This window comes from Variovorax sp. H27-G14 (assembly GCF_046156345.1).
In the GTDB taxonomy this organism is placed as follows: Bacteria; Pseudomonadota; Gammaproteobacteria; order Burkholderiales; family Burkholderiaceae_C; genus Variovorax.
This window is the reverse complement of record NZ_JAYLVN010000001.1, coordinates 670,055-692,502: the sequence shown is the minus strand read 5'-3', so window position 1 is coordinate 692,502 and position 22,448 is coordinate 670,055. Positions and strand designations below refer to the sequence as shown.

Sequence of the window (22,448 nt, the reverse complement as noted above, 5' to 3'; positions counted from 1 at the left end):
CCCGCAGCCCAAGCGAGTTCAGGCGGCAGGCGGCGCCGCGCTGAGCGGCTGCGCAGCCTGGGGCTGCACCGCATCGTCCACGCTCCACGGCGCATACACCTGCGCGTGCAGGTCGGGCGAGTTCACCTTGGCCAGCAGGTCGCGCACGTCGTCCTTCACGCGCGCCAGCGACAGCCGCGCGCCGCGCCCGCGCACATAGGCCGCAAAGTCGCACAGCGCCTCGATGCTGGTCGCGTCCAGGTCGGGTGACTCCTCCAGGCTCAGCACCATGCGTTGCAGGCCCGGCGTGGCATCGACTCGCGCACGGATCGACGCAAACACCGCATCGGCATTGCCGAAGAACAGCGGCACCTCCGGCCGCGCGATGAGCGTGCGTGGCGGCACCACGGCCTCGGGGTGGCGCGCGGTGTCTACATAGTCGTGGCTCTGCCCCAGGCGGCCGAGCCAGCTCACCGTGGTGCGCGAGAAGCCGCGCAACAGCAGCAGCAGGCTCACGCCGATGGCCACCAGCAGGCCGTCGAGCACGCCCAGCAGCAGCACGGCGGCCACCGCCACCAGCGCCACCAACCGGTCGCGCCGCCACTGAAAGTAGGGCCGCAGCGCGGAGGGGTTCAGCGAATGGCTGACCGCGTTGATCACGATGGCGGCCAGCAGCGGCTCAGGGGTGTGCGCGATCCATGGCAGCAGCGTGAGCACCGCCACCAGCACGACGAGCCCGGCCACGATGCCCGCCGCGCGGCTCTGCGCGCCGGCCGATTCATTGGCCGATGTGGCCGAGTAGCCCGCGCCCACCGGCATGCCCTGGAACAGCGCCGACAGCAGGTTGGCACCACCCAGCGCCAGCAGGTCGCGGTTGGCCGACACGTTGTCGCCATGGCGCATCGCAAAGGTGCGAATCGACCCGTACGACTCCGCATAGAGGATGAGCGCCATCGCAAAGGCCAGCCCGCCCAGGTTCTGCCACTGCGCGCGGTCGAGTGGCGGCACGCCGGGGTGCGAGAAGTCGAGCGAGATCGGCCCCACCGCCGCCACGCCCCACGCATGGCACAGCCCGCTCACGTCCAGCGCGATGCCGCCCATGATCACCAGCAGCGCGGCCGGCACCGCGCGCCAGCGCGAGAGCCCGCGCAGCAGCGCCAGCGCCACCAGGGCCATGGCCGCGCCGGCCAGGTTCCAGTGCCGCCATTCACCGAAGAGCCCGGCAACCAGGCGAAAGAAATCGCTGTGCGCCGGCTGCACTGCAAGCACCTTGGGCAACTGCTTGACCACGATCGTCAGCGCCAGGCCCAGCGCAAAGCCGCGCAGCACCGGCTTGGCGATCAGGCTGGACACCGCGCCCAGCTTCAGGATGCCCGCGATGACGAAGAACGCCCCGGCCAGCCCCACGATGCCCGCGCCCAGCGCAAGCCGCGTGGGCAGGTCGACGCCCGGCATCGACGTGGCGGCCGCGAACAGCACGGCGGCCGACGACGAGGTGGCCGAGACGATCGCGAAGCGGCTGCTGCCGAAGAACCCGTAGACCAGCAAGCCCGCGAACAGCGCGATCACCCCGGCCTGCGGCGGCAGGCCCGCAATGCCCGAATAGGCCACTGCTTCGGGCAGCAGCAGGCCGGCAATGGACACGCCCGCCACAAGGTCGGCGATGCCCGGGCGGCGTGCTGCAGTGCTGGTGAGTGGGGTCTGCGGGGTGGCGGCGTTCATGACAAGGCCTGTCGTTGTTGTCGCCGCAAGCTATCAGGTGCTGGCGGACCGGAAGCTGACAGCATGCGCCATGTGCGCGGCGCCCGCGGAGCGCAGGCCGTTGCGCTCCGCCGGGTCGTAGCGCGCAATGGCCTGGTGCCCGTTCAGATCTTCCTGCAGCAGCAGGCCTGTGCCCTGCAGCAGAGCCTTCAGCGCGGGGGCGAGCGCGAGCGCGGCCGCGGCCTCGTCGATGTAGGTGAAGACCAGCTCGCTTTTGGCCGCCTTGCACGACGCGATGGAGCGCAACGCGGCCAGGTTGGACTCGACGAAATGCACCGAGGCGGAAGTGGCCACGCCGCAGGCCTTCAGCTGCTGGCGCTTGAGCTGCTGCGTGTCGGGGTGGTCGACCTCGTACACCTGCAGCGCGTCTTCAGTGTAGCGAGAGCGCAGCACCACATCGGGATACGCCGCGTTCGCGCACGGCCGCGCATCGCGCCCTCGTTTCAAACTTGCAATGAATGCTTTAGAAGAGGTCGAACCGATGCGCGTTGAAACTTAAATCTTCCTGGCTAAGCACTTCGTATGAAGGCTTCGTCTCACTCGAAAAAAGAGGCTTTCACCGACACGCGCAGCCTCATGAAAGACGCATCGCGCTGGTATGGTGCCCGGGTTGTTTTCTTATTGCCCATGTCGTTTGCATTGGGCTCGCTTCATGTCCATTCGCCACGCCAGAATCTTTCCGCGCTATTCGTTCTATTGCGTTCTTGCAGGCCTTGCCGCCATCTATGTCTTCTGCGCCATGATGCTGGTGCCGGTGAAGGTGTACATCCTTCCGTACCTCATCACGCCGGACTTCATTCGCTACAAGGGCGCGATCGTTGTGCTCTTTCTGGCCATTCCCGCCGCGATCTACCTGATCTGCTGGAAGGGCAGCGACTTCTTCGCATGGCTGCGCACGCCGCAGCAACTGACCGTGGGCGAGCGCGGCCTGCAGGTCGGCGAACGCACGCTGGCCTTTGCAGACATCACGCGCTTTCGCCATCGCCACAACCGCAACCACGTGCTGCTCACCCCGCGCGACGGCCGCACGCTGCGCCTGCGGCTGGACCTGTGGGACCACGCGCCCGCGCTGCTCGCCGAAGTGGAAGATGCCATCGGCGAGGCCATGTCGCACGACGTGGAGCGGCGCGTGCACGCCGGCGAAACGGTGAAGTTCGGCGCGCTTGGCCTGCAGGCCGAAGGGCTGGTGCACAAGGGCCAGCTCATTGCGTGGTCGAGCATCGACACCATCCGCACGCAGTCCGACGAGGACGGCATGGAGGTCGACGAGCACCTGGTCATCGTGGCCAACGGCAAGACCCGAAAGATCGACCGCTCCAGGATCGACAACGAGCCGGTGCTGATGGCGTGCCTGATGCAGCGGCTGCCCGTGGCCTGAGTTTTTTCGTTCCCTTCCCAATCACTCCACCCACTCCACCCACTCCACCCACTCCAACCGACGCACACAGCGAACCCGAAAAATGGAAATCTACAGCTCCGCCGCTCAACAAGACAAGACCCGCCAGGACCGCCCCGTGTTCTATTCCCGTTCGCGCCTCATCGGCGGCACCGTGCTCTGGGCGGTGGTGACCGTGGTGCTGGCGGTGCTGTGCATCCGCGCGCAGGACAAGAACATCGGCATCCTCATTGCCGCCTGCTTTGCGCTGCTCACGGCATGGCTGACCTTCAAGTGCTTCAACACGCTGCGCAACATCGACAAGCCCGCGTTCGTCATCGGCCACCAGGGCCTGACCCTGGAGAACGGCATGCTGCTGCCGTGGGGCAACATCACGGAGAACACCTGGGTGAACCAGAGCTACGTGGGCATTCCGATCAGCAAGCAGATCCAGATCCGTACCGACCTGCCCAAGCCCAAGGCGCGTGTGCTGCGGCGCGCAACGGCGCTGGAGATTTCGGGCGACGAGTACCTGGCGCTGTGTGACGCCTACCGCTGAAGCAGCGCGCGCGTTGCAGTTTTGCTCGTTGAAAGAACCCCCAGCCGCCCCGGCGGTTTTCAGGCGCTGGCGGGGCCTTCGATAAACTGCGCTGGTGAAATTTTCTTCAGAGCCCCCCAGTAGTTGCCCCGGTCGTCACTTCTGTAGCACACACCGCAGGTGCTTCCGCAGGCCCCGCGCCCGCACCAGTTTCCATGCGCGCCGCGCTGCGATTTCTTCTTTCGCAGCATGATCGAACTGCTCACCGACCCCGCGGCCTGGGTCGGTCTTCTCACGCTCGTCGTGCTGGAGATCGTGCTGGGCATCGACAACCTCATCTTCATTGCGATCCTTGCGGAGAAGCTGCCGCCGCACCAGCGCGACAGGGCACGCGTCATCGGCCTGAGCCTGGCGCTGTTCATGCGGCTGGCGCTGCTGTCGATCGTGTCGTGGCTGGTCACGCTCACCACGCCGCTGTTTTCGCTGTTCGGGCAGGGCTTTTCAGGCCGCGACCTGATCTTGCTGCTGGGCGGCTTCTTCCTGTTGTTCAAGGCCACGTCGGAGCTGCATGAGCGGCTCGAGGGCGTGACGCACACGGCCACCGGCTCCGTGGCGTACGCCAGCTTCGGGCTGGTGGTGACGCAGATCGTGGTGCTCGACGCCGTGTTCTCGCTCGACGCGGTGATCACCGCCGTGGGCATGGTCGACCACCTGCCGGTGATGATGGCCGCGGTGGTCATCTCCATCGGCATCATGCTGTGGGCCTCCAAGCCGCTCACCCGCTTCGTCAGCGCGCACCCCACGGTGGTGGTGCTGTGCCTGAGCTTTCTGTTGATGATTGGCCTGAGCCTGGTGGCCGAGGGCCTGGGCTTTCACATTCCGAAGGGCTACCTGTACGGCGCCATCGGCTTCTCCGTGATGATCGAAACGCTGAACCAGTGGGCCAAGCGCAATGCGCTGAAGCACGAGGCGCGCCGCCCGCTGCGCGACCGCACGGCCGCGTCGATCATTCGCCTGCTTGGCGGGCGCGCCCCCGGCGAGCCCGCGCCGGATGGCGCCGCGACCGACGCGGCCCTGGCCGCGCAGCCCGCCTTTGCGGTGGCGGAGCGCAACATGGTGAGCGGCGTGCTGTCGCTGGCCGAGCGCACGGTGCGCTCGGTGATGACGCCGCGCGCCGACATCTCGTGGGTCGACCTGAACGACGACCCCGAGGCGGTGCGCGAGCAGTTGCTCGACACGCCGCACGGCATTTTTCCGGTGTGCCGCGGCTCGCTCGACGAGGTGGTGGGCGTGGGCCGCGCCAAGGACCTGCTGGGCCACTTGCTGCGCCACGGAAAGATCGACGAGATGAACGAAAGCAGCGGCCTGCGCGCGCCCATCTACGTGCCCGAGTCGACCACGGTGATCCGCCTGATCGATACGCTGCGCGGTGCGCGCGGCCAGCTCGCGCTGGTGAGCGACGAGCACGGCACGCTCACCGGCGTGGTCACGCCCATCGATGTGCTGGAAGCCATTGCCGGCGAGTTCCCCGACGAGGACGAGACGCTGGAAATTCTGCAGACCGCGCCCGACGCCTGGACCGTTTCAGGCAGCGCCGACCTGCACCTGCTGGAGCAGGCGCTGCAGACGCACGGGCTTGTGAGCGACGACGACAGCTACACGTCGGTGGCGGGCTTTCTGCTGGCGCGCTTTGGCGGTCTGCCGCAGCGCGACGCGCACTGGGTGCACGACGGCTACGATTTCGTGGTGACCGAAGTCGATGCGCTGCGCATCCGCACGGTCGCCGTGCGCCGGTTGCCGGCGGACGCACCCGAAACCTGAAGCACCGCGCCATGAACAATGCACAGCACCGCCAGAGCGTTCCGCTCGACAAGGCCTACCGCCTGCTGAACCACGGCCCCACGGTGCTGGTGAGCGCCGCGCACGGCGGGCAGCGCAACATCATGGCCGCTGCGTGGGCCATGCCGCTTGACTTTGCACCGCCCAAGGTGGCCGTGGTGCTCGACAAGAGCACCTGGACGCGCGTGCTGCTCGAAGGCGCCGGCACCTTCGCGCTGCAGGTGCCCACGCGCGCGCAGCTCGACCTGACGGAGGCGCTGGGCAGCAGCTCGGGCCGCGAGATCGTGGAGCAGTCGGGCCACGACAAGTTCGCCGCCTACGGCCTCGACACCTTCGCGGGCACCGCCACCGACGCGCCGCTGCTGGAGGGCTGCGCGGCCTGGCTCGAATGCCGGCTGCTGCCGGAGCCGCACATTCAGACGCGCTACGACCTGTTCCTGGCCGAGGTGATCGCCGCGCAGGCCGACAGCCGCGTGTTTGCCAACGGGCGCTGGAACTTCACCGGCCACGACGAGCTGCGCACGCTGCACCATGTGGCGGGCGGGCACTTCATCGTCGATGGCGATGCGGTCGATGCGCGGCCGCTGGTGCCCAAGCCATAGGCCCGGCTCAGGCCGCTCAGGCCGATTTGCCCCGCACTGCGCGCGGCACCAGCATCGCCCGCAGCGCCACCACGCCGCACACGGCCAGCGCCAAGGCCGCCACCACGGCCCACAGCAGGCGCGAGGCCGATGCCGCCTCCAGCCAGTCGGCCAGCAGCAAGGTGGTGGTGTTGTAGGTGGCATGCAGCGCAATGCACGGAATGAGCGAGCGGGTGCGCTCGTACAGCCAGGCCAGCACCGTGCCCATGACGAAGCCGACCACGAACTGGTAGATGTTCATGTGCGCCGCGCCAAACAGCAGCGCCGACATGAGGATGGCCTGCCAGCGCGGATAGCGCTGCAAGAAGCCGCGCAGCACGATGCCGCGAAACAGCATCTCCTCGAGCAGCGGCGCCATCACGCACACCGCGAGCACGGCCGCCACGCTGCCGTCGGCCATGCGGCTGAAGAACGACTCTTCCCATGCCGACAGCGGAATCACCGCCGTCAGCAGCTGCAGGGCCGAGGTGAGTGTGAGCAGCAGCGCCGGCACCAGCAGCAGCACTGGCGGCACCACCAGCATGAGCATGCTGCCGGGCGAGGAGGGCGCGTGGTGAAAAAGCTCGCGGTAGGTGAGCTTTTGAAAGTGCATCACCACCGCGAACACGCAGCCATTGCCCAGCACGGCAGAGAGCACGCCGATCTGCATGCCGTTCAGGCCCAGCCAGCCGTTGGCATCGCGCAGCGCGGCGCCCACGACGAACTCGCAGAGGAACAGCGCCACGAACAGCAGGGCGGCTTGCGCGAGCGAGGGGAAGGCCGCGCTTTTCGGGGAGGGCATGGGGGTGGTGCGCCGGCAAACGGGCGCCTGGGGACTGCGGGACCGGGGGAAGGGTGGCGCGGATGTTACGCGACCGGCCTCCCGGACCAGGCCGGCGCCAGCGGGCCCCGCCTGAACAGCGCCGAGAGCGGCGACAGCCACAGGCCGCCTGGCAGGCCCGGCAGGGGCAAAGCCAAGTCGCGCAGCACGGCGTACTCGCGCAGCCGCGCGGCACCGTGCGGATCGCTGGGCAGGATGCCCGCGGCCGGGTGGCACATGAGCACGTCGCCGGTGGTGCAGGCCGCGAGCCAGCCGGCCAGGCGCTGCGCGTAGCCGTGCGCGTCGCCCGAGAAGTCGTACACGCCCAGCAGGTGCCTGCTGGTGGGAATGCCGTGCCGCGCCGCCGCGGCGGCCAGCCGCGCGCCGCCCAGCGCGTAAATGAGGCTGGCCTTCCAGCGGTCGGGGCCCTGGCGCGCAGCGGGGGCGGTGCCACGCAGCCAGGGTGGCGCTGTCGGGTAGCGCCGCGCCACCTCTTCCACCAGCAGGTCGCGCACCACCGGGAACTGGTGCACATGGCGGTGGCCGTCGATGAAGGCGGGCGCGCGCCCCATGGCGTCTTCGAAGCGGGTGAGCTGGTCGCGGATGTCGGCCTTCAGGCCCGCGGCGAACACCGTGCGCGTGTACGTCTGCGCGAGCAGGCCCGCCAGGCCGGGCTCGGGCCCGTCGACCCGCAAGGGCCGCGTCAGGTCCAGGTGCAGCCCCACGTCCAGCCGCGCCGGCGCAATGCGGCGCAGCGCCTGCGCACCGGCCAGCCAGGCGCTGCGCCGCACCATGCCGCTGGTGGCGGAAATCTTGCCGCGCTGGGCCAGGTCGACAACGGCGATGTTCACGCCGGTGCTCAGGCCGAAGTCGTCCGCGCAGATGCAGATGTGGCGGCCCGGCGGCGCGCTGGCGTCGTGGGCTTCAGTCATTGCCGCTGGCGCCCACGTGCGGTGCGGTGGGCGCGGAGGCTGCGCCGGGGGCAGACGGAATGGGTGGCGCGGCATCCAGGCAATGCGGGTCGCTGGTCGCGCTGCCCGCAAAGCGCCAGGCGGCCACGGCGTGGTTGACCGCCACCAGCTTCGCGCGAGCCAGCCACGGGTTGGTGGTGTGCGCCGTGTTGGCCGCCACGATCCAGGTGGCGCGCGGCACGCACAGCGTGGGCGCGAGGTGCGCGCGGTCCAGCAGCGTGGCGGTGGCGCGCGCGGGGTCGAAGCGGCTGGCGTCGAAGATTTCCTTGCGCCAGTTGTCGCGCGTGTCGTGCGCCGCGGCCTGCCAGTCGTCCGACACCAGCACCGGCTCGCGCAGGTTCCAGTAGAAGGGAATCTCGTAGAGGTAGCTGTCGAGCATCAGCACCCGCTCCCCCGGCGCAACGGCCATGCCGGCCGGCAGACGCAGCCGCGCGCCCGGCGGCACCGCATAGATCGCAACGGCCGCCACGCAGGCCAGGCACGCCGCGGCGGACACCAGCGCGGTGGCGCGCACCTTGGGCAGCAGCGCTTCGGTGCTGCGCCCCGCCAGCACGCGCTGCGCGATCAGGTAGGCCAGCGGCGGCAGGGCAGGCAGCACATAGCCCACGAGCTTGGAGCGCGGCAGCGAGAAGAACACCACGATCACCGCGAGCCAGATCACCATGAGCCAGTCGACATCGGACAGCCGGGGGCGCGCAACCTCGTCCTTGCCGCGCGGCACCAGCACCCAGGCGAACCACGGCAGCGTGAGCCCCGCGAGCACCGGCAGATAGAACCAGAAGCCATGCTGGTTGTTGAAGCCCGACGAGGCGAAGCGCCTGAAGTGCTGCGTGACCACGAAGTAGTCGAAGAACGCGGGGTACTGCAGCTGCATGGCCACGAACCACGGGCCCGCCACCACCAGCAGCACGGCCCACCCGGGCAGCCACAGCGCGAGCTTGAGCGCAGCGAGCCGGCGCGTCACGGCGCACCAGATCGCAACAACCATTCCCGGCAGCACCAGCCCGATGAGCCCCTTGGCCAGCAGCCCCGCCGCGGCGAACAGGAAGGCGCCCGCCAGCAGGCCGCGCCAGGGTTCGTCGCGCTCCTGCGCCAATGCAGCGCCCGCCGCCAGCAGCACGGTGCACGCAATGCAGCCGGCCACCAACATGTCGAGGTTGGCGAACTGCGCACCCATGAAAAAGAAGGGCGTGGTCACCAGCACCACCGTCGACAGCAGTGCCACGCGCACCGTCGACCAGCGCCGCAGAAACAAAAACAGCGCCGCCGCCGCCGCGCTCGCGCCCAGCACGGACGGCAGCCGCGTCGCCCATTCGACCGGGCCGGCCACCGACATGGCGGCCGCGCCGATCCAGTAGAACAGCGGCGGCTTGTGGAAGAAGGGCAGGCCGTTCAGCCGCGGCACCAGCCAGTCGCCGGAGCGCAGCATGGCCAGCGCAACACTGCCGTAGCGGCCCTCGTCGGGGGCCATCAGCGGACGCACCCATGCCGTGGCCAGCAGCCACGCGAAGAGCGCCGCAATGAGCCACAGGGGTTGAGGGGAGGTCCACCATGCGCGGGCTTGACGCCTCATGGCTCGCGGGCCTCCAGGCCGGTGCCGTACTCGCGGCGCACCACGTACAGCGGACGGCCTTTTACCTCTTCATAGATGCGCGCGATGTACTCGCCCACGATGCCGGTGGAGATCATCTGCACGCCGATGAAGAACATCAGGCTCACCACGATGGTGGTCCAGCCGGACACCGCATTGCCGAACATCAGGTGGTCGACGATCACGAAGATGCCGTACGCAAAGGCCGGCAATGCAAACAGCAAGCCCACCACGCTGACCATGCGCAGCGGCCAGGTGGTGAAGGCGGTGAGGCCGTCGATGGCCAGGCGCACCAGGCGCCGTGCGTTGAACGAGCTCACGCCTTCGGCACGCGGCGCCGGCGTGTACGGCATGGCCACGGCCCTGAAGCCCACCCACGCATACAGGCCCTTCATGAAGCGGCTGCGCTCCGGCAGGCTCATGAGCGCATCGACCACCTTGCGGTCCATCAGGCGAAAGTCGCCCGCGTCCCTGGGCACGGCAAAGCGGTCGGAGGCGTTGACCAGGCTGTAGAAGAGCTTGCTGCCCAGCTGCTTGAAGCGGCTTTCGTCGTTGCGCTGCTCACGCACCGCGTACACCACCTCGGCGCCCGCGTTCCACTGCGCAATCATTTTGTGGATGAGGTCGGGCGAGTGCTGCAGGTCGCCGTCCAGCAGCACCACGGCGTCGCCGGTGGCGGCGGCCAGGCCCGCGGTGAGCGCGGCCTCCTTGCCGAAGTTGCGCGACAGCGAGATGCAGCGAAAGCCCGAGAGCTCGCACCAGGCCTGCGCCACGGCGGCGGTGTCGTCGGTGCTGCCGTCGTCCACCACGATGATTTCCCAGCGCAGCCCGGTGCGCCACAGAATGTCTTCGAGCCGCGGCAACAGGTGCCGCAGGTTGGCGCCTTCGTTGAAGCAGGGAATCACGCACGAGAGGCTGCGCGCCGTTGCGTCCGGCGCGCTGGGCGCATCCGGCGCCACGGCAGCCAGCGACACGCGGCTGTCGGTGGGGGCGGCGGCCTGTGCCTTGTTTTGCGCGACGCCGGTGTCGATGCCCATGCCGGCACCGGCACGTGAATGTCTGGCGGTGGTCGATGAAATCATGAGGGCCTCCATGGCGAACGGGCCGCCTGAGCGGTGTCGGCGCCGCGGCCTGACCGCGACAAGAAGAAATGAACAAGCCACCGCCCGAGGGTCAGCGCCCCGGCCACCACCGCGCCCAGCAGCAGGCCCGCGACGATGTCGAGCGGAAAATGAACGCCCACGTACACCCGCGCCCATCCGGTGACGGCTGCCAGTGCGAACAGGGGCAGGGCCAGCCGGCGCAACGGCGGCCGCAGCATGAAGGCCAGCGCCACCATGAACATGACGGCGGCATGCGTGCTGGGCAGCGAGCCGCGGCCGCCATGCGCGATGTAGGCCGGCGCCAGGCCCGCCATGAAGGGCCGTGGCACGTCCAGCGACATGGCAATGGCATGCGCCAGCAGCGACGTGAGGCCGGCCGCAGCCGCCACCACGCACAGGTAGGCGCGGTCGGCAGGCTGGCGCCACAGCGCCACCGCGACGACGCCCGCGCTCAGCCAGCTGCCCCACAACGCGAAAGCCGACGCCACGGAGAGCACCCACGGCGTGGGCTGCGCACCGGCGGTGAGCCACTGAAACAGCGCAAGGTTCAGCGCGTTCATTCGGTGGCTCCTTGCAAGCACGAGAAGATGACGGGCGCGCGGCGGCACCCGGTGCGGCACGCGCACCAGAAGAATCGGGACATGGTCTGGCCTTTCGACGAGGAGTGATGGCCGCGCCGGCTTGCGTCAGGCCCCGGCGATTCGTGCAGGGGCGTGACGCGGCTCGGCGAGGCGGTGCGACGCGTGCGGCGTCGAATCGCTTCTCAGGTCGGGCAGGGTGGGGCGGCAGTGGGCGGCAAGCGTCGCCAGGGTGCCGCGGGGGGCGGGGCGCCGCCGTGCGGCGGCACATGTTCGGGCACCGAGCGCACGATGGGCACCTTCAGCCGCGCGAGGGCCAGCACCAGCGGCAGCATCGCCAGCACCATGGCCATCAGGCCCCCCAGTGCAAAGCTGAAACTGTCGGGCTGGTCGATGCTGGCGGGTGCTTGCGCGAACACGGTGGTCTCGCGGTCGCTCGGATGGTCGGCGCGGTCGTCCGCCTCGAACTGCGCGGTGTCGCTCAGGCTGCGCACGCGCAGCATGGGTTCGTCTTCCAGACCGTCGCAGCGGAAGTGCACCGCAATGAACGGCTGCAGAAGAATCAGCAGCATGCCAAGCACGCACCACACCGTGTGGTGTGCTTCGGCATATCGGCGGACGCGTGCGAGCAGCATGGGCGGATGCTAAGAGGCCCGTGTGAACAGAACCTGATCGTGCGGGTCAGCATCCCGCAAGGTAGCGTGTGACCCGCGTGTTACAGCAAGAAGGGAATGAAGCGCCGCGTGCCGCGCATGTAGGCGCGGTAGTCGTCACCGAAGTGCGCAATGCACTCCTGCTCGTCGCGCAGCGCCGTCACAAACAGCAGCACCGTGGCCGCGAGCACCAGCGCCAGCGTGAGCCAGGTGCACTGCTTCAAAAACGCGCCCCACGCCAGCAGCAGCAGCGCGGTGTACATCGGATGGCGGATGTAGCGGAAGGCGCCCGTGGAGACGATCGACGAGGTTTTCTCGAAGCCGTACAGCGCCGGGTCGTCGCTGCGCGCCTCGGTGGGCTTGCCCTGCGCCTTGAGCAGCCGCACCGCATGAATCGGCAGCCAGATCGACAGCACGAAGAAGACCGAGGAGACGATCTGCTTCGGCGAGAAACGGTCGTCGTGCCACATCGGCAGGTTGACCACCGCCAGCACCAGAATGCACTCCCATGCGAAGAAGCGGTAGAAGCCATGCGAGCCGGGCCGGCTCAAAGGGCCGCGCGAGACATGGAGCAACGCGGCCGTACCGGCGACGAGCAGAAAGGCCTGGAACCAGAAGAGCATGACGGGCGAATCTACGCGGTTTGCCCGCCCGCTGGCGCATCAGGCCGCGGGTGCGTCCGGCTTCTTCGACACCAGCGTCAGGATGTCGTAGCTGGCGACCAGCTCGCCGTGCTGGTTGGTCACCTCCACGTCCCATGCCACCACGCCCTGGCCCTGGCCGCTGGCGTCCTTCTTGTTGCGGTCGATCTTGCGCTTGCAGGTCAGCCGTGCACGAATGGTGTCGCCGATGCCCACGGGCTTGACGAAGCGCAGCGTGTCCAGGCCGTAGTTGGCCAGCACCGGGCCGGGAGCAGGGGAGACGAACAGGCCGGCCGCCGCGGACAGCACGAAGTAGCCGTGCGCAATGCGCTTGCCGAAGGGCGACTCCTTGGCCGCCACCTCGTCGAAGTGCATGTAGAAATAGTCGCCCGAGATGCCGCCGAAGGCCACGATATCGGCCTCGCCCACGGTGCGGCGGTGCGTGAGCAGCGAGTCGCCGATTTGCAGCTCCTCGAAGTAACGGCGAAAGGGGTGCACATCGCTCTCGCGCACGGCCGCGCCGCGCACGTGTTCGCCGGTGACGGCGGCCAGCATGGTGGGCGAGCCCTGCAGCGCGGCGCGTTGCAGGTAGTGCTTCACGGCGCGCAGGCCGCCCAGCTCTTCACCGCCACCGGCGCGGCCCGGGCCGCCGTGCTTGAGCTGCGGCAATGGCGAGCCGTGGCCGGTCGATTCAGCGGCGGCTTCTCGCTCGAGTATCAGCAGGCGGCCATGCCAGGCAGCGGCCACCGGAATGGCCTTGGCTGCAATGGCGGGGTCGCGCGTGACCAGCGTGCCCACCAGGCTGCCACGGCCGCGCGCGGCCAGCGCCAGCGCCTCGTCGATGCCGTCGTAGGGCATGAGCGTGCTGACGGGGCCGAAGGCTTCCACGTCGTGCGCGGCGTCGTGTTCGAGCGGCTTGCGGCTCAAGAGCAGCGTGGGCGCGAAGAACGCGCCTTCGGCCACGCCATCGCCCACCGGCGAGAAGCCGTCGCGCTCGCCGTACACCAGCTCGGCGCCCTGCAGCAGCAGGGCCACGCGTTCGGCCACGTCGGCCTGCTGGTCGCGCGAGGCGAGGGGGCCCATGCGCACGTCTTCGCGCGACGGGTCGCCAGTCACCGTCTTGGCCAGCCGCGCGCGCAGGCGCTCGGCCACCGCGTCCAGGTGCTGGCGCGGCACGATGGCGCGGCGGATGGCGGTGCACTTCTGGCCGGCCTTGATGGTCATCTCGCGCGCCACTTCCTTCACGAAGAGATCGAACTCCTCGTCGTCGGGCGTGACGTCCGGCGCCAGGATGGCGCAGTTCAGCGAGTCGGCCTCGGCGTTGAACGGGATCGACTGGCGCACCAGGTTCGCGTTGACGCGCAGCTTGGCGGCGGTGTCGGCCGAGCCGGTGAAGGTGACCACATCGGGCCCTTCCAACCGGTCGAGCAAATCGCCCGTGCTGCCGATCACAAGTTGCAGGCTGCCCGCCGGCAGGATGCCCGACTGCACGATGAGGCGCATCAGCGCCTCGGTGAGGTAGCTGGTGGCCGTGGCCGGCTTGCCGATGCACGGCATGCCCGCCAGGAAGCTGGGCGCGAACTTTTCGAGCAGGCCCCACACCGGAAAGTTGAAGGCGTCGATGTGCACCGCCACGCCGCCGCGCGGCACCAGGATGTGCGTGCCTGCAAAGCCGCCCTTCTTGCCCAGCGCAAAGGCCGGGCCTTCGTGCACCAGGTTGCCCGAGGGCAGCTCGTTGCTGCCGATGGCTGCATAGGCGCTCAGCGTGCCCGCGCCGCCTTCGATGTCGATCCAGCTGTCCGCGCGCGTGGCACCCGTGTGGGCCGACACGGCGTAGAGCGCCTCCTTGTTCGCGGCCAGGTACTTGGCCAGCGCCTTCAGGCGCTCCGCGCGCTGCTGAAAGTCGAGCGCCATCAGCGCGGGGATGCCGGTGCGGCGCGCGTACGACAGGGCCTCGGCAAAGTCGATGGCTTCTGCGTGCGTGCTGGCCACGGGTTGGCCGTTGACGGCGCTGCGCAGTTGCTGCGCGGCCTGCTGGCCGATCCAGCGGCCGGCGATGTAGCTTTGAAGGGTGGTCATGAGCGTGTCCTTTGGCTTCGTGTATGGCTCCTTCCCCCTCTGGGGGAAGGTTGGGATGGGGGCAAGCGGCGCTTGTTCGGCGCAGTGCTTGGTCGTGTGCCGTCGTGCCCCCACCCCAACCCTCCCCCGACAGGGGAGGGAGCAAGGCAGGGAGCAAGGCAGGAGCGCAAGCCGGGTCAATCCTTCTTGCCGATACCCAGGTACGTATCGATGATCCGCTGGTCGTGCAGCAGGTCGCGTGCCTTGCCTTCGAGCGCCACGGCGCCCATCTCCAGCACATAGGCGCGGTCGGCCACCTGCAGCGCGGCGCGGGCGTTCTGCTCGACCAGCAGCACCGACACGCCATGGCTCCTCAATTGCGACACCACGCGCAGCACCTCGCGCACCACCAGCGGGGCCAGGCCCAGCGAGGGTTCGTCGAGCATCAGCAGGCGCGGGCGCGCCATGAGCGCGCGGCCGATGGCCAGCATCTGGCGTTCGCCGCCCGACAGCGTGGAGGCCATCTGCGGCTTGCGCTCGCGCAGGCGCGGGAAGATCTCGAACACCTCTTCCATGCGCGCGCGCTGGTCGCGCTTGCCCTTGCGCCACTGGTAGAAGCCACCGAGCAGCAGGTTGTCTTCGACGGACATTTCGCCGAACAGCTCGCGCCGCTCTGGCACCAGCGCCACGCCGCGCGCCACCATGGTCTCCACGCCGGGCCGCGCAATGCGTTCGCCGTTCAGCGAGAGCTGGCCGGTGGACGGCAGCAGGCCCATGGCCGCGCACAGCAGTGTGGTCTTGCCCGCGCCGTTGGGGCCGATGACGGTGACGATCTCGCCCTCGTTCACCAGCAGGCGCACGTTGTGCACCGCTTCCACGGTGCGGTAGGCCACGCAGAAGTCATCGAGTTGAAGCAGGGGGTGGCTCATCGTGCGTCTTCCAGCAGTTCGTCGTCGGCGCCGCCCAGGTAGGCCTCCAGCACGCGCGGGTTGGCCTGCACTTCGGCCGGGGTGCCGGTGGCGATGACGGTGCCGAACTCCAGCACCGTGATGCGGTCGGCCAGGTTCATCACGAACTCCATGTCGTGCTCCACCACCAGAATGCCCAGGCCCTCCGCGCGCAGCTGGCTCAGCAGCACCGAGAGCGCGCGCTTTTCCAGGTGGCGCAGGCCGGCGGCGGGCTCGTCCAGCAGCAGCACCGAGGGCTGGCCCGCCAGCGCGCGGGCAATTTCCACCACGCGCTGCTGGCCCAGCGAGAGCGAGGCAGCAGGCGCATCGGCCTGCGCGCCCAGGCCGCAGCGTTCGATCTGCCTGCGGGCTTCGGCCATCAGCGCGGCCTCTTCTGCGCGGTCCAGCCGCAGCATGGCGGCAAGCCAGCCGCGCTTGGCGCGCAGGTGCGCGCCGAGCGCCACGTTTTCGACCACGCTGCGCTGCCCGAGCAGGCGCACATGCTGAAAGGTGCGGCCCAGGCCCAGCGCGGCAAAGGCGCGCGAGGGCCTGGCGGTCATCGGCTGGCCCGCGAGCTTCACCTCGCCAGAGCTTGGGTCGTCCACGCCCGAGATCATGTTGAAGAAGGTGCTCTTGCCGGCACCGTTCGGGCCGATCAGCGCATGGATTTCTCCGGCCTTCAGCGTCATGGAGATGGCGTTGTTGGCGACCAGGCCGCCGAAACGCTTGCTCACGTCGCTGGCCTGCAGCAGCACCTGGCCGCTGGCGGGCAGGGTGCGCTGGGCCAGTTGCACGGGGGTTGCCGTGGCGGCCGATGCTGGTGCTTTCGGTGCCTTTGCCGTGGTGTCTTCGCGCACCCAGCGGCGCATGAGGCGCGCCAGCGTGGGCCACAGGCCGTCGGAGAAGCGCTGCAGCACAAACAGCATCAGCAGGCCGAACACGATCACCTCGAAGTTGCCGCTGGTGCCCAGCAGCATGGGCAGCAGGTCTTGCAGCTTTTCCTTCAGCAGCGTGATCAGCGTGGCGCCCAGCACCGCGCCCCACAGGTGCCCCGCGCCGCCGACCACGGCCATGAACAGCAGCTCGATGCCGATGTTCAGGTTGAAGGGCGTCGGGTTCACAAAGCGCTGCAGGTGCGCATAGAGCCAGCCCGACACCGCCGCCAGCAACGCGGCCAGCACGAACAGCTTGATGCGGTGGCGCGCCGTATCGACGCCCATCGACTCGGCCATGAGCCGCCCGCCCTTCAGCGCGCGAATGGCGCGGCCTTCGCGCGAGTCGAGCAGGTTGTGCAGCGCCCACAGCGCGAGCAGCAGCACCGCCCAGATCACCACGCCCAGCATGCGCGGCGTGGCCAGCGACACGCCGAACACCACCAGCGGCGGCACGCCGGTGATGCCGGTCTGCCCGCCCAGGAAGTCCATGTTGCCCAGCAGGTAGTAAAGGCTGAGGCCCCAGGCGATGGTGCACAGCGGCAGGTAGTGGCCCTGCAGCTTCAGCGTGACCGCGCCCAGCGCCCAGGCCAGCGCAAAGGTGAACACCAGGCCCAGCAGCAGCCCGGCCCACGGCAGCAGCGCAGGGCTGACCGCGCCGCCCAGCCAGGCGGCGGCCGCCGGGGAGGTGCAGATCCACGCGGTGGCATACGCGCCCATGCCGACGAACGCGGCTTGGCCGAACGAGGTCATGCCGCCCACGCCGGTCAGCATGACCAGCCCGGCGGCCACCAGCGCATACAGGCCGATGTTGCTGAGCACCGACACGGTGAACTCCGGCAGAAAGCCCCAGGCCAGCGCCAGCAGCACCACGCACGCCAGCGTGAGCTGTCGCGGCGTGACCAGCGGCTTGCCTTCGGGCGGTGTGTTAAGGCTCACGGGGTTGGAAGACGCGCTCATTCTTCGTCCTCCACGTGATGGCTGTTGAGCGAGCGCCACCACAGCACCGGAATGATCAGCGTGAACACCAGCACCTCCTTGAACGGGCTGGCCCAGAACGAGGCAAAGGCCTCCAACTGGCCCACCAGCAGCGCGCCGGCCAGCGCCAGCGGATAGCTGGCCAGGCCGCCGACGATGGCGGCCACGAAGCCCTTCAGGCCGATGAGAAAGCCGGTGTCGTAATACACCGTGGTGAGGGGCGCGATCAGCAGGCCCGAGATGGCGCCGATGAGCGCCGCCAGCGCAAAGCTCAGGTCACCCGACAGCTCCGTCGGAATGCCTGAGAGCCGTGCGCCCACGCGGTTGATGGCGGTGGCACGCAGCGCCTTGCCGACCATCGAGCGGCCGAAGAACAGGAACATGGCAATCACCAGCAGCAGCGTGACGCCCACCACCACCAGCGATTGCCCGCTGACGGCCATGCCGCCGATGTCGAAGCGCGCTTCGGAAAACGGTGCGGTGCGCGAACCTTCGGCACCGAAGAACAGCAGACCCAGGCCCACCAGCACACCGTGCAGCGCGACCGAGACGATCAGCAGCATCAGCACGTTGGCGTCCGCCAGCGGCCGGTAGGCCAGGCGGTAGAGCAACGGGCCCAGCGGCGTGATGAGGATCAGCGTGGTGAGCGTCTGGCCCGTCATGGAGGTGGGCTTGAGCAGCAGCACCAGTGCGGCGGCGGCCGCCGGCAGCACCACGCACCATGCAATGGCCGAGGCCCAGTCGACCACCGCACCGCGCTTCCAGCGCCAGAACTCCACCACCAGCACGGCCACGGCCAGCACCAGCAGCAGCCACAGCGTGGCCGGCACGCGGCCGGCCTGCAGCATCGCCATCGAGAGGGCCCCGAAGGCGACGAACTCGCCCTGGGGAATGAAGATGACGCGCGTGACTGAAAACACCAGCACCAGCGCGAGCGCCATCAAACCGTAGACGGCACCGTTGACGATGCCGTCCTGCCCCAATAGCAGGGCGATCTGCAGATCCATAAGAAAACTTTCGGGCGGTGCCCGTTTATCGAATCAGGGTCAGGCTGTCTCTTGCTCCTTCCCCCTCTGGGGGAAGGTTGGGATGGGGGCAAGCGGCGCTTGTTCGGCGCAGTGCTTCATCGGGTGCCGTCGTGCCCCCACCCCAACCCTCCCCCAGCGGGGGAGGGAGCAAAGACATCAGGGCTGGTATTTCCAGGCGTTGTTTTCGATCTTCACCATCACGCGCGCGCGCTGGTCCAGGCCCAGGTGATCGGTGGCGGTGGTGTTGAACACGCCATGCGCGCCGGCCACTTCCTTGATCTGCTCCAGCGCGTCACGCAGCGCGGCACGGAACTCCGGCGTGCCGGGCTGTGCCTTCTTCAGTGCCACGGGCACGGCCGAGCTCATCAGCAGGCCGGCGTCCCAGGCGTGCGCGCCGAAGGTCGACACGGTGCCCTTGCCGTAGGCGGCTTCGTAGGCGGCAACGTAGGCCAGCGCGGACTTCTTCACCGGGTTGCTGGCGGGCAACTGGTCGGCCACGAGCACCGGGCCGGCGGGCAGGAAGGTGCCTTCCACGTCCTTGCCGCCCACGCGCAGGAAGTCGGCATTGGCCACGCCGTGCGTCTGGTACATCTTGCCGGCGTAGCCGCGCTCCTTGAGCGTTTTCTGCGGCAGCGCGGCCGGCGTGCCCGAGCCCGCGACCAGCACAGCGTCGGCCTTGCTGGCCATGATCTTCAGCGCCTGGCCGGTCACCGAGGTGTCGGTGCGCGAGTAGCGCTCGTTGGCCACCACGGTGATCTTCTTCAGCGCGGCGGCCTTGGCAAACTCTTCGGACCAGCCTTCACCGTAAGCGTCGGAAAAACCGATGAACGCCACCGTCTTCACGCCGTTGGCGGCCATGTGCTCGGCAATGGCCAGCGACATCATGATGTCGTTCTGCGGCGTCTTGAACACCCACTTCTTCTTGGCGTCCATCGGCTCGATGATGCGGGCCGACGCGGCAATGGAAATCATCGGCGTCTTGGCCTCGCTCACCACGTCGATCATGGCCAGCGAGTTGGGCGTGGTGGTGGAGCCCAGCACGATGTCTACCTTGTTCTCCGCAATGAGCTTGCGCGTGTTGGCCACGGCCGCCGTGGTGTCCGACGCGTCGTCCAGCACGATGTAGTTGATCTTCTGGCCCGCAATAGTCTTGGGCATCAGCGAGATGGTGTTCTTCTCTGGAATGCCGAGCGAGGCGGCCGGGCCGGTGGCCGAGACCGTCACGCCGACATTGACGTCGGCCCAGGCCGCGGCGGCGGTGGCGCACAGTGCGGCGATCAGCAGGGGCTTGAAGAATTTCATGGGTGGTTTGTCTCCGGGTTGAAATAATGTTGAGGTCTGAAGTATCTCAGCGCTCGTCGAACGACAGCGTGACGCGTTCAGTGAGGGGGTGTGCCTGGCAGGTGAGGACGAAACCCGCGGCGACTTCATTCTTGTCGAGCGCGAAATTTCTTTCCATTCGGACTTCCCCGTCCACGCATTTCGCGCGGCATGTTCCGCACACGCCCGACGTGCAGGAGAACGGCACTTCGAGCCCGGCCGCCGAGGCCGCGTCCAGGATGCTGGGCTGGCCTTCGGTGAAGGTGATTTCACGCTGCAGGCCGTCGCGCACGATGGTGATGCGCGACTGCTTGGCGTCGCCGGGCAGGGCCTCGTGCACCACGGCGCCGACCTGGTTGGCTGACGTGGCCGAGGGCAGCGCCACGCCAAAGCGCTCGATGTGAATGCGCTCCTCGGGCACGCCGGCCGCGAGCAACGCCGCCTCGGCCTCGTCGTTCATCTGGAACGGGCCGCACACGTAGACGTGGTCGATGCGTGCCGCGGGCACCACGCCCTGAAGAAACTCGCCGATCTTCTCGCGGTTCATCACGCCGTAGCCCAGTGGCGAGTCGGTGTGCTCGTCGGAGAACACGTGCTGCAGCACCAGGCGCGTCATGTAGCGGTTCTTCAGGTCCTCGATTTCTTCCTTGAACATCGTGGACTGCAGTTGCCGGTTGCCGTAGATCAGCGTGAAGCGGCTGCGCGGCTCGCGCGCCAGCACCGTCTTCATGATCGACAGAATGGGCGTGATGCCGCTGCCGCCCGCGATGCCCACATGGTGGCGCGCGGCCTGCGGCTCGATCGGCACGAAGAAGCGGCCTTGCGGCGCCATCACCTGCACCTCGTCGCCGGGCTGCAGGTGGGCGTTGATCCAGTTGGAGAACACGCCGCCGCGCACTTTGCGCACGCCCACGCGCAGCTCGCCGTCGTCGATGCCGGCGCAGATGGAATAGGAGCGCCGCAGGTCCTGGCCGTCGATGTCCTTGCGCAGCGTGAGGTACTGGCCCTGCGTGAAGCCGAAGACCTGCTGCAGATCGCCGGGCACGTCGAAGGAGACGATGACGGCCTCGGACGTGTCGGGCTCTACGGCCTTCACGCGCAGGGGGTGGAAGAGGGTGCTCATCGTGGGTGTGCCTCAGATCGGCTTGAAGTGTTCGAAAGGTTCGCGGCAGGCGATGCAGCGGTACAGCGCCTTGCAGGCGGTGGAGCCGAAGGCCGAGAGGCGTTCTGTGCGCTCGCTCGCGCATCGCGGGCATGCAATGCGCTCGCCTGCGATGCGGCCGAAGAGCTTGATGGGCATAGCGGTGTTGGCGGCGGCTTCGGGCGTGAGGTGGGCCGGCGGCGCGATGCCGTAGGCCTTGAGCTTGGCGCGGCCTTCGTCGCTGATCCAGTCGGTGCTCCAGGCGGGCGCGCGGCGCAGCGTGGCGCGTGCGCGGCCCAGGCCGGCCTGTTCGATGGCGGCCAGCACGTCGTGCTCGATGGCTTCGGTCGCGGGGCAGCCGGAGTAGGTGGGCGTGAGCACGATCTCCAGCCCGTCGTGGTGCTCGATGACCTCGCGCACGATGCCCAGGTCGCAGACCGACACGGCCGGCACTTCGGGGTCGAGCACGGTGTGCAGCACGGCCCATGCCGCGTCGATGCGAGAGGCCGTCGTGGCGTGGGCCGTGGTCACCACACGCCTCCGGGGTAGCTGCGTTGCAGGTGCTGCATTTCGGCCAGGATGAAGCCCATGTGTTCGCTGTGCACGCCTTGTTTGCCGGTGCTGCGGAAGGCCGCTTCCTTGGGCATGGCGAGGCCGGCCGCGTCGAGTACCTGCTGCATTTCGGCGAGCCAGGGTTCGCGCAGTTCGCTCCATGCGGGGCCGAGGCCGCTGGCGCTGGCTTGCGTTTCCACCGCGTCGCTTTCGAACAGCTCTGGCATGTAGAGCCACAGTTGCTTGAGTGCTTTCTCTGTGCGGCGGCGCGACTCGTCGGTGCCGTCGCTCAGGCGCACGACCCAGTCGGCGGAATGCTGTTGGTGGTAGCGCGCTTCTTTCACGGCCTTGCCGGCGATGGCGGCCACTTCGGCGTCGCTGGACGTGGTCAGCCGTTGCCACAGTTGTTTGAGCAGTGTGGCGACCATGGTGTTGCGCACCACGGCAAAGGCGAAGTCGCCTCGTGGCAGTTCGGCGATGGTGAGGTTGAAGTAGTCGCGTTCGTCGCGCAGGTAGGCCAGCTGGTCTTCGTCGTGTGCCCGACCTTCACCTTCCAGCTTGCCTGCGTGGGTCAGCAGGGCGCGCGCTTGGCCGACCAGGTCCAGCGCGATGTTGGCCATGGCGATGTCTTCTTCCAGCACGGGTGCATGTCCACACCACTCACCCAGGCGTTGCGCGAGCACCAGGCAGGTGTCGCCGATGCGCAGCAGGTACTGCACGGCGGGCGTTCGGTTCAGTTCGATGGAGGCTTGCATTTGGTGGCTCGCTTTTGTTCTTCGGGGTTGTGTTCTGGGTGCTGTTGTTCAGGGCGCGTGCACAGGCCGCCGGGTACTCCCCTCCGCGAATGTCCCCCGGGGCTTCGCCCCTCCTCCTTTATTTCGCTGCGGGGAGCACCCGACGCCCTGTGCACCTGGGCACGCTCTGGGTGCTCCGCCGATCAACGACCGCTCCTGACAACGCTCACGTCGATGGGGTGCCTTGCGCAGCGAAATAAAGGAGGAGGCCGCAGGCCGGGGGACATTC

Annotated in this window: 21 protein-coding genes; 4 read left to right on the top strand and 17 right to left on the bottom strand. The window is 68.5% G+C overall.

The features are described from left to right. Positions 1-18: 18 nt before the first annotated feature. Together VLK31_RS03255 and VLK31_RS03250 are read right to left on the bottom strand one after the other, a co-directional pair. Positions 19-1,701: a SulP family inorganic anion transporter gene (locus VLK31_RS03255; RefSeq protein WP_409166931.1), complete on the bottom strand. Its 1,683-nt coding sequence runs from the start codon at positions 1,699-1,701 to the stop codon at positions 19-21. Between the two features lie 33 nt (positions 1,702-1,734). After that, the gene (locus VLK31_RS03250) at positions 1,735-2,136 is read right to left on the bottom strand and encodes a class I SAM-dependent methyltransferase (protein ID WP_409166930.1); all 402 of its coding nucleotides are present in this window, start codon (positions 2,134-2,136) and stop codon (positions 1,735-1,737) included. Positions 2,137-2,392: 256 nt separating this feature from the next. Between VLK31_RS03250 and VLK31_RS03245 the strand changes: the two genes are divergently transcribed. The 4 genes from VLK31_RS03245 to VLK31_RS03230 all read left to right on the top strand — a co-directional run bounded on the left by VLK31_RS03245 (position 2,393) and on the right by VLK31_RS03230 (position 6,094). Beyond that, entirely contained in the window at positions 2,393-3,118 is a 726-nt protein-coding gene (locus VLK31_RS03245) for a hypothetical protein (protein ID WP_409166929.1), read from the top strand. 82 nt (positions 3,119-3,200) lie between these two features. Continuing rightward, positions 3,201-3,674, top strand: coding sequence for a hypothetical protein (locus tag VLK31_RS03240; protein WP_409166928.1), 474 nt, complete (start codon positions 3,201-3,203; stop codon positions 3,672-3,674). A gap of 231 nt (positions 3,675-3,905) precedes the next feature. After that, entirely contained in the window at positions 3,906-5,474 is a 1,569-nt protein-coding gene (locus VLK31_RS03235) for a TerC family protein (RefSeq protein WP_409167355.1), read from the top strand. Positions 5,475-5,485: 11 nt separating this feature from the next. Then, positions 5,486-6,094, top strand: coding sequence for a flavin reductase family protein (locus tag VLK31_RS03230; protein ID WP_409166927.1), 609 nt, complete (start codon positions 5,486-5,488; stop codon positions 6,092-6,094). A 16-nt stretch (positions 6,095-6,110) separates the two neighbouring features. Here VLK31_RS03230 and VLK31_RS03225 read toward each other — a convergent pair whose 3' ends face one another. The 15 genes from VLK31_RS03225 to paaC form a co-directional block, all read right to left on the bottom strand. Next, the gene (locus VLK31_RS03225) at positions 6,111-6,914 is read right to left on the bottom strand and encodes a lysostaphin resistance A-like protein (protein WP_409166926.1); all 804 of its coding nucleotides are present in this window, start codon (positions 6,912-6,914) and stop codon (positions 6,111-6,113) included. A gap of 65 nt (positions 6,915-6,979) precedes the next feature. Then, positions 6,980-7,864: a ChbG/HpnK family deacetylase gene (locus VLK31_RS03220; protein WP_409166925.1), complete on the bottom strand. Its 885-nt coding sequence runs from the start codon at positions 7,862-7,864 to the stop codon at positions 6,980-6,982. After that, a complete protein-coding gene (locus VLK31_RS03215) occupies positions 7,857-9,476 on the bottom strand; it encodes an ArnT family glycosyltransferase (protein ID WP_409166924.1) in 1,620 nt (539 codons plus the stop codon). The genes VLK31_RS03220 and VLK31_RS03215 overlap by 8 nt, the downstream gene beginning before the upstream one ends. Beyond that, positions 9,473-10,576: a glycosyltransferase family 2 protein gene (locus VLK31_RS03210; RefSeq protein WP_409166923.1), complete on the bottom strand. Its 1,104-nt coding sequence runs from the start codon at positions 10,574-10,576 to the stop codon at positions 9,473-9,475. The genes VLK31_RS03215 and VLK31_RS03210 overlap by 4 nt, the downstream gene beginning before the upstream one ends. Beyond that, complete coding sequence (locus VLK31_RS03205) at positions 10,573-11,157, bottom strand: phosphatase PAP2 family protein (RefSeq protein WP_409166922.1); 585 nt, start codon at positions 11,155-11,157, stop codon at positions 10,573-10,575. The genes VLK31_RS03210 and VLK31_RS03205 overlap by 4 nt, the downstream gene beginning before the upstream one ends. A gap of 203 nt (positions 11,158-11,360) precedes the next feature. Then, positions 11,361-11,810 carry a hypothetical protein gene (locus VLK31_RS03200; protein ID WP_409166921.1) on the bottom strand — a complete coding sequence of 150 codons (450 nt, stop codon included), beginning with the start codon at positions 11,808-11,810 and terminating at the stop codon, positions 11,361-11,363. Positions 11,811-11,890: 80 nt separating this feature from the next. Beyond that, positions 11,891-12,451, bottom strand: a complete 561-nt coding sequence (locus VLK31_RS03195; RefSeq protein WP_409166920.1) for a methyltransferase family protein — start codon at positions 12,449-12,451, stop codon at positions 11,891-11,893. A gap of 39 nt (positions 12,452-12,490) precedes the next feature. Beyond that, positions 12,491-14,548: a phenylacetic acid degradation bifunctional protein PaaZ gene (paaZ, locus tag VLK31_RS03190; protein ID WP_409166919.1), complete on the bottom strand. Its 2,058-nt coding sequence runs from the start codon at positions 14,546-14,548 to the stop codon at positions 12,491-12,493. Between the two features lie 176 nt (positions 14,549-14,724). Beyond that, positions 14,725-15,456 (bottom strand): ABC transporter ATP-binding protein, encoded by a 732-nt coding sequence (locus tag VLK31_RS03185; protein ID WP_409166918.1) that lies wholly within the window; start codon positions 15,454-15,456, stop codon positions 14,725-14,727. Beyond that, complete coding sequence (locus tag VLK31_RS03180) at positions 15,453-17,366, bottom strand: ABC transporter permease subunit (RefSeq protein ID WP_409166917.1); 1,914 nt, start codon at positions 17,364-17,366, stop codon at positions 15,453-15,455. The genes VLK31_RS03185 and VLK31_RS03180 overlap by 4 nt, the downstream gene beginning before the upstream one ends. Then, a complete protein-coding gene (locus VLK31_RS03175; protein ID WP_409166916.1) occupies positions 17,363-18,391 on the bottom strand; it encodes a branched-chain amino acid ABC transporter permease in 1,029 nt (342 codons plus the stop codon). The genes VLK31_RS03180 and VLK31_RS03175 overlap by 4 nt, the downstream gene beginning before the upstream one ends. A 177-nt stretch (positions 18,392-18,568) precedes the next feature. Next, positions 18,569-19,714 carry an ABC transporter substrate-binding protein gene (locus VLK31_RS03170; protein WP_409166915.1) on the bottom strand — a complete coding sequence of 382 codons (1,146 nt, stop codon included), beginning with the start codon at positions 19,712-19,714 and terminating at the stop codon, positions 18,569-18,571. Between the two features lie 46 nt (positions 19,715-19,760). Continuing rightward, a complete protein-coding gene (gene paaE, locus VLK31_RS03165; RefSeq protein ID WP_409166914.1) occupies positions 19,761-20,855 on the bottom strand; it encodes a 1,2-phenylacetyl-CoA epoxidase subunit PaaE in 1,095 nt (364 codons plus the stop codon). A 12-nt stretch (positions 20,856-20,867) separates the two neighbouring features. Beyond that, complete coding sequence (paaD, locus tag VLK31_RS03160; protein WP_409166913.1) at positions 20,868-21,404, bottom strand: 1,2-phenylacetyl-CoA epoxidase subunit PaaD; 537 nt, start codon at positions 21,402-21,404, stop codon at positions 20,868-20,870. After that, positions 21,401-22,180, bottom strand: a complete 780-nt coding sequence (gene paaC, locus VLK31_RS03155) for a 1,2-phenylacetyl-CoA epoxidase subunit PaaC (RefSeq protein ID WP_409166912.1) — start codon at positions 22,178-22,180, stop codon at positions 21,401-21,403. The genes paaD and paaC overlap by 4 nt, the downstream gene beginning before the upstream one ends. Between the last annotated feature and the right edge of the window lie 268 nt (positions 22,181-22,448).

Coding starts and splice junctions, on each gene's coding strand:
- VLK31_RS03180 (WP_409166917.1), bottom strand. CDS start 17,366: ATGAGCGCGTCTTCCAACCCCGTGAGCCTTAACACACCGCCCGAAGGC.
- VLK31_RS03240 (WP_409166928.1), top strand. CDS start 3,201: ATGGAAATCTACAGCTCCGCCGCTCAACAAGACAAGACCCGCCAGGAC.
- paaC (WP_409166912.1), bottom strand. CDS start 22,180: ATGCAAGCCTCCATCGAACTGAACCGAACGCCCGCCGTGCAGTACCTG.
- VLK31_RS03200 (WP_409166921.1), bottom strand. CDS start 11,810: ATGCTGCTCGCACGCGTCCGCCGATATGCCGAAGCACACCACACGGTG.
- VLK31_RS03245 (WP_409166929.1), top strand. CDS start 2,393: ATGTCCATTCGCCACGCCAGAATCTTTCCGCGCTATTCGTTCTATTGC.
- VLK31_RS03225 (WP_409166926.1), bottom strand. CDS start 6,914: ATGCCCTCCCCGAAAAGCGCGGCCTTCCCCTCGCTCGCGCAAGCCGCC.
- VLK31_RS03175 (WP_409166916.1), bottom strand. CDS start 18,391: ATGGATCTGCAGATCGCCCTGCTATTGGGGCAGGACGGCATCGTCAAC.
- VLK31_RS03210 (WP_409166923.1), bottom strand. CDS start 10,576: ATGATTTCATCGACCACCGCCAGACATTCACGTGCCGGTGCCGGCATG.
- VLK31_RS03185 (WP_409166918.1), bottom strand. CDS start 15,456: ATGAGCCACCCCCTGCTTCAACTCGATGACTTCTGCGTGGCCTACCGC.
- paaE (WP_409166914.1), bottom strand. CDS start 20,855: ATGAGCACCCTCTTCCACCCCCTGCGCGTGAAGGCCGTAGAGCCCGAC.
- VLK31_RS03230 (WP_409166927.1), top strand. CDS start 5,486: ATGAACAATGCACAGCACCGCCAGAGCGTTCCGCTCGACAAGGCCTAC.
- VLK31_RS03215 (WP_409166924.1), bottom strand. CDS start 9,476: ATGAGGCGTCAAGCCCGCGCATGGTGGACCTCCCCTCAACCCCTGTGG.
- paaZ (WP_409166919.1), bottom strand. CDS start 14,548: ATGACCACCCTTCAAAGCTACATCGCCGGCCGCTGGATCGGCCAGCAG.
- VLK31_RS03195 (WP_409166920.1), bottom strand. CDS start 12,451: ATGCTCTTCTGGTTCCAGGCCTTTCTGCTCGTCGCCGGTACGGCCGCG.
- VLK31_RS03170 (WP_409166915.1), bottom strand. CDS start 19,714: ATGAAATTCTTCAAGCCCCTGCTGATCGCCGCACTGTGCGCCACCGCC.
- VLK31_RS03255 (WP_409166931.1), bottom strand. CDS start 1,701: ATGAACGCCGCCACCCCGCAGACCCCACTCACCAGCACTGCAGCACGC.
- VLK31_RS03220 (WP_409166925.1), bottom strand. CDS start 7,864: ATGACTGAAGCCCACGACGCCAGCGCGCCGCCGGGCCGCCACATCTGC.
- VLK31_RS03205 (WP_409166922.1), bottom strand. CDS start 11,157: ATGAACGCGCTGAACCTTGCGCTGTTTCAGTGGCTCACCGCCGGTGCG.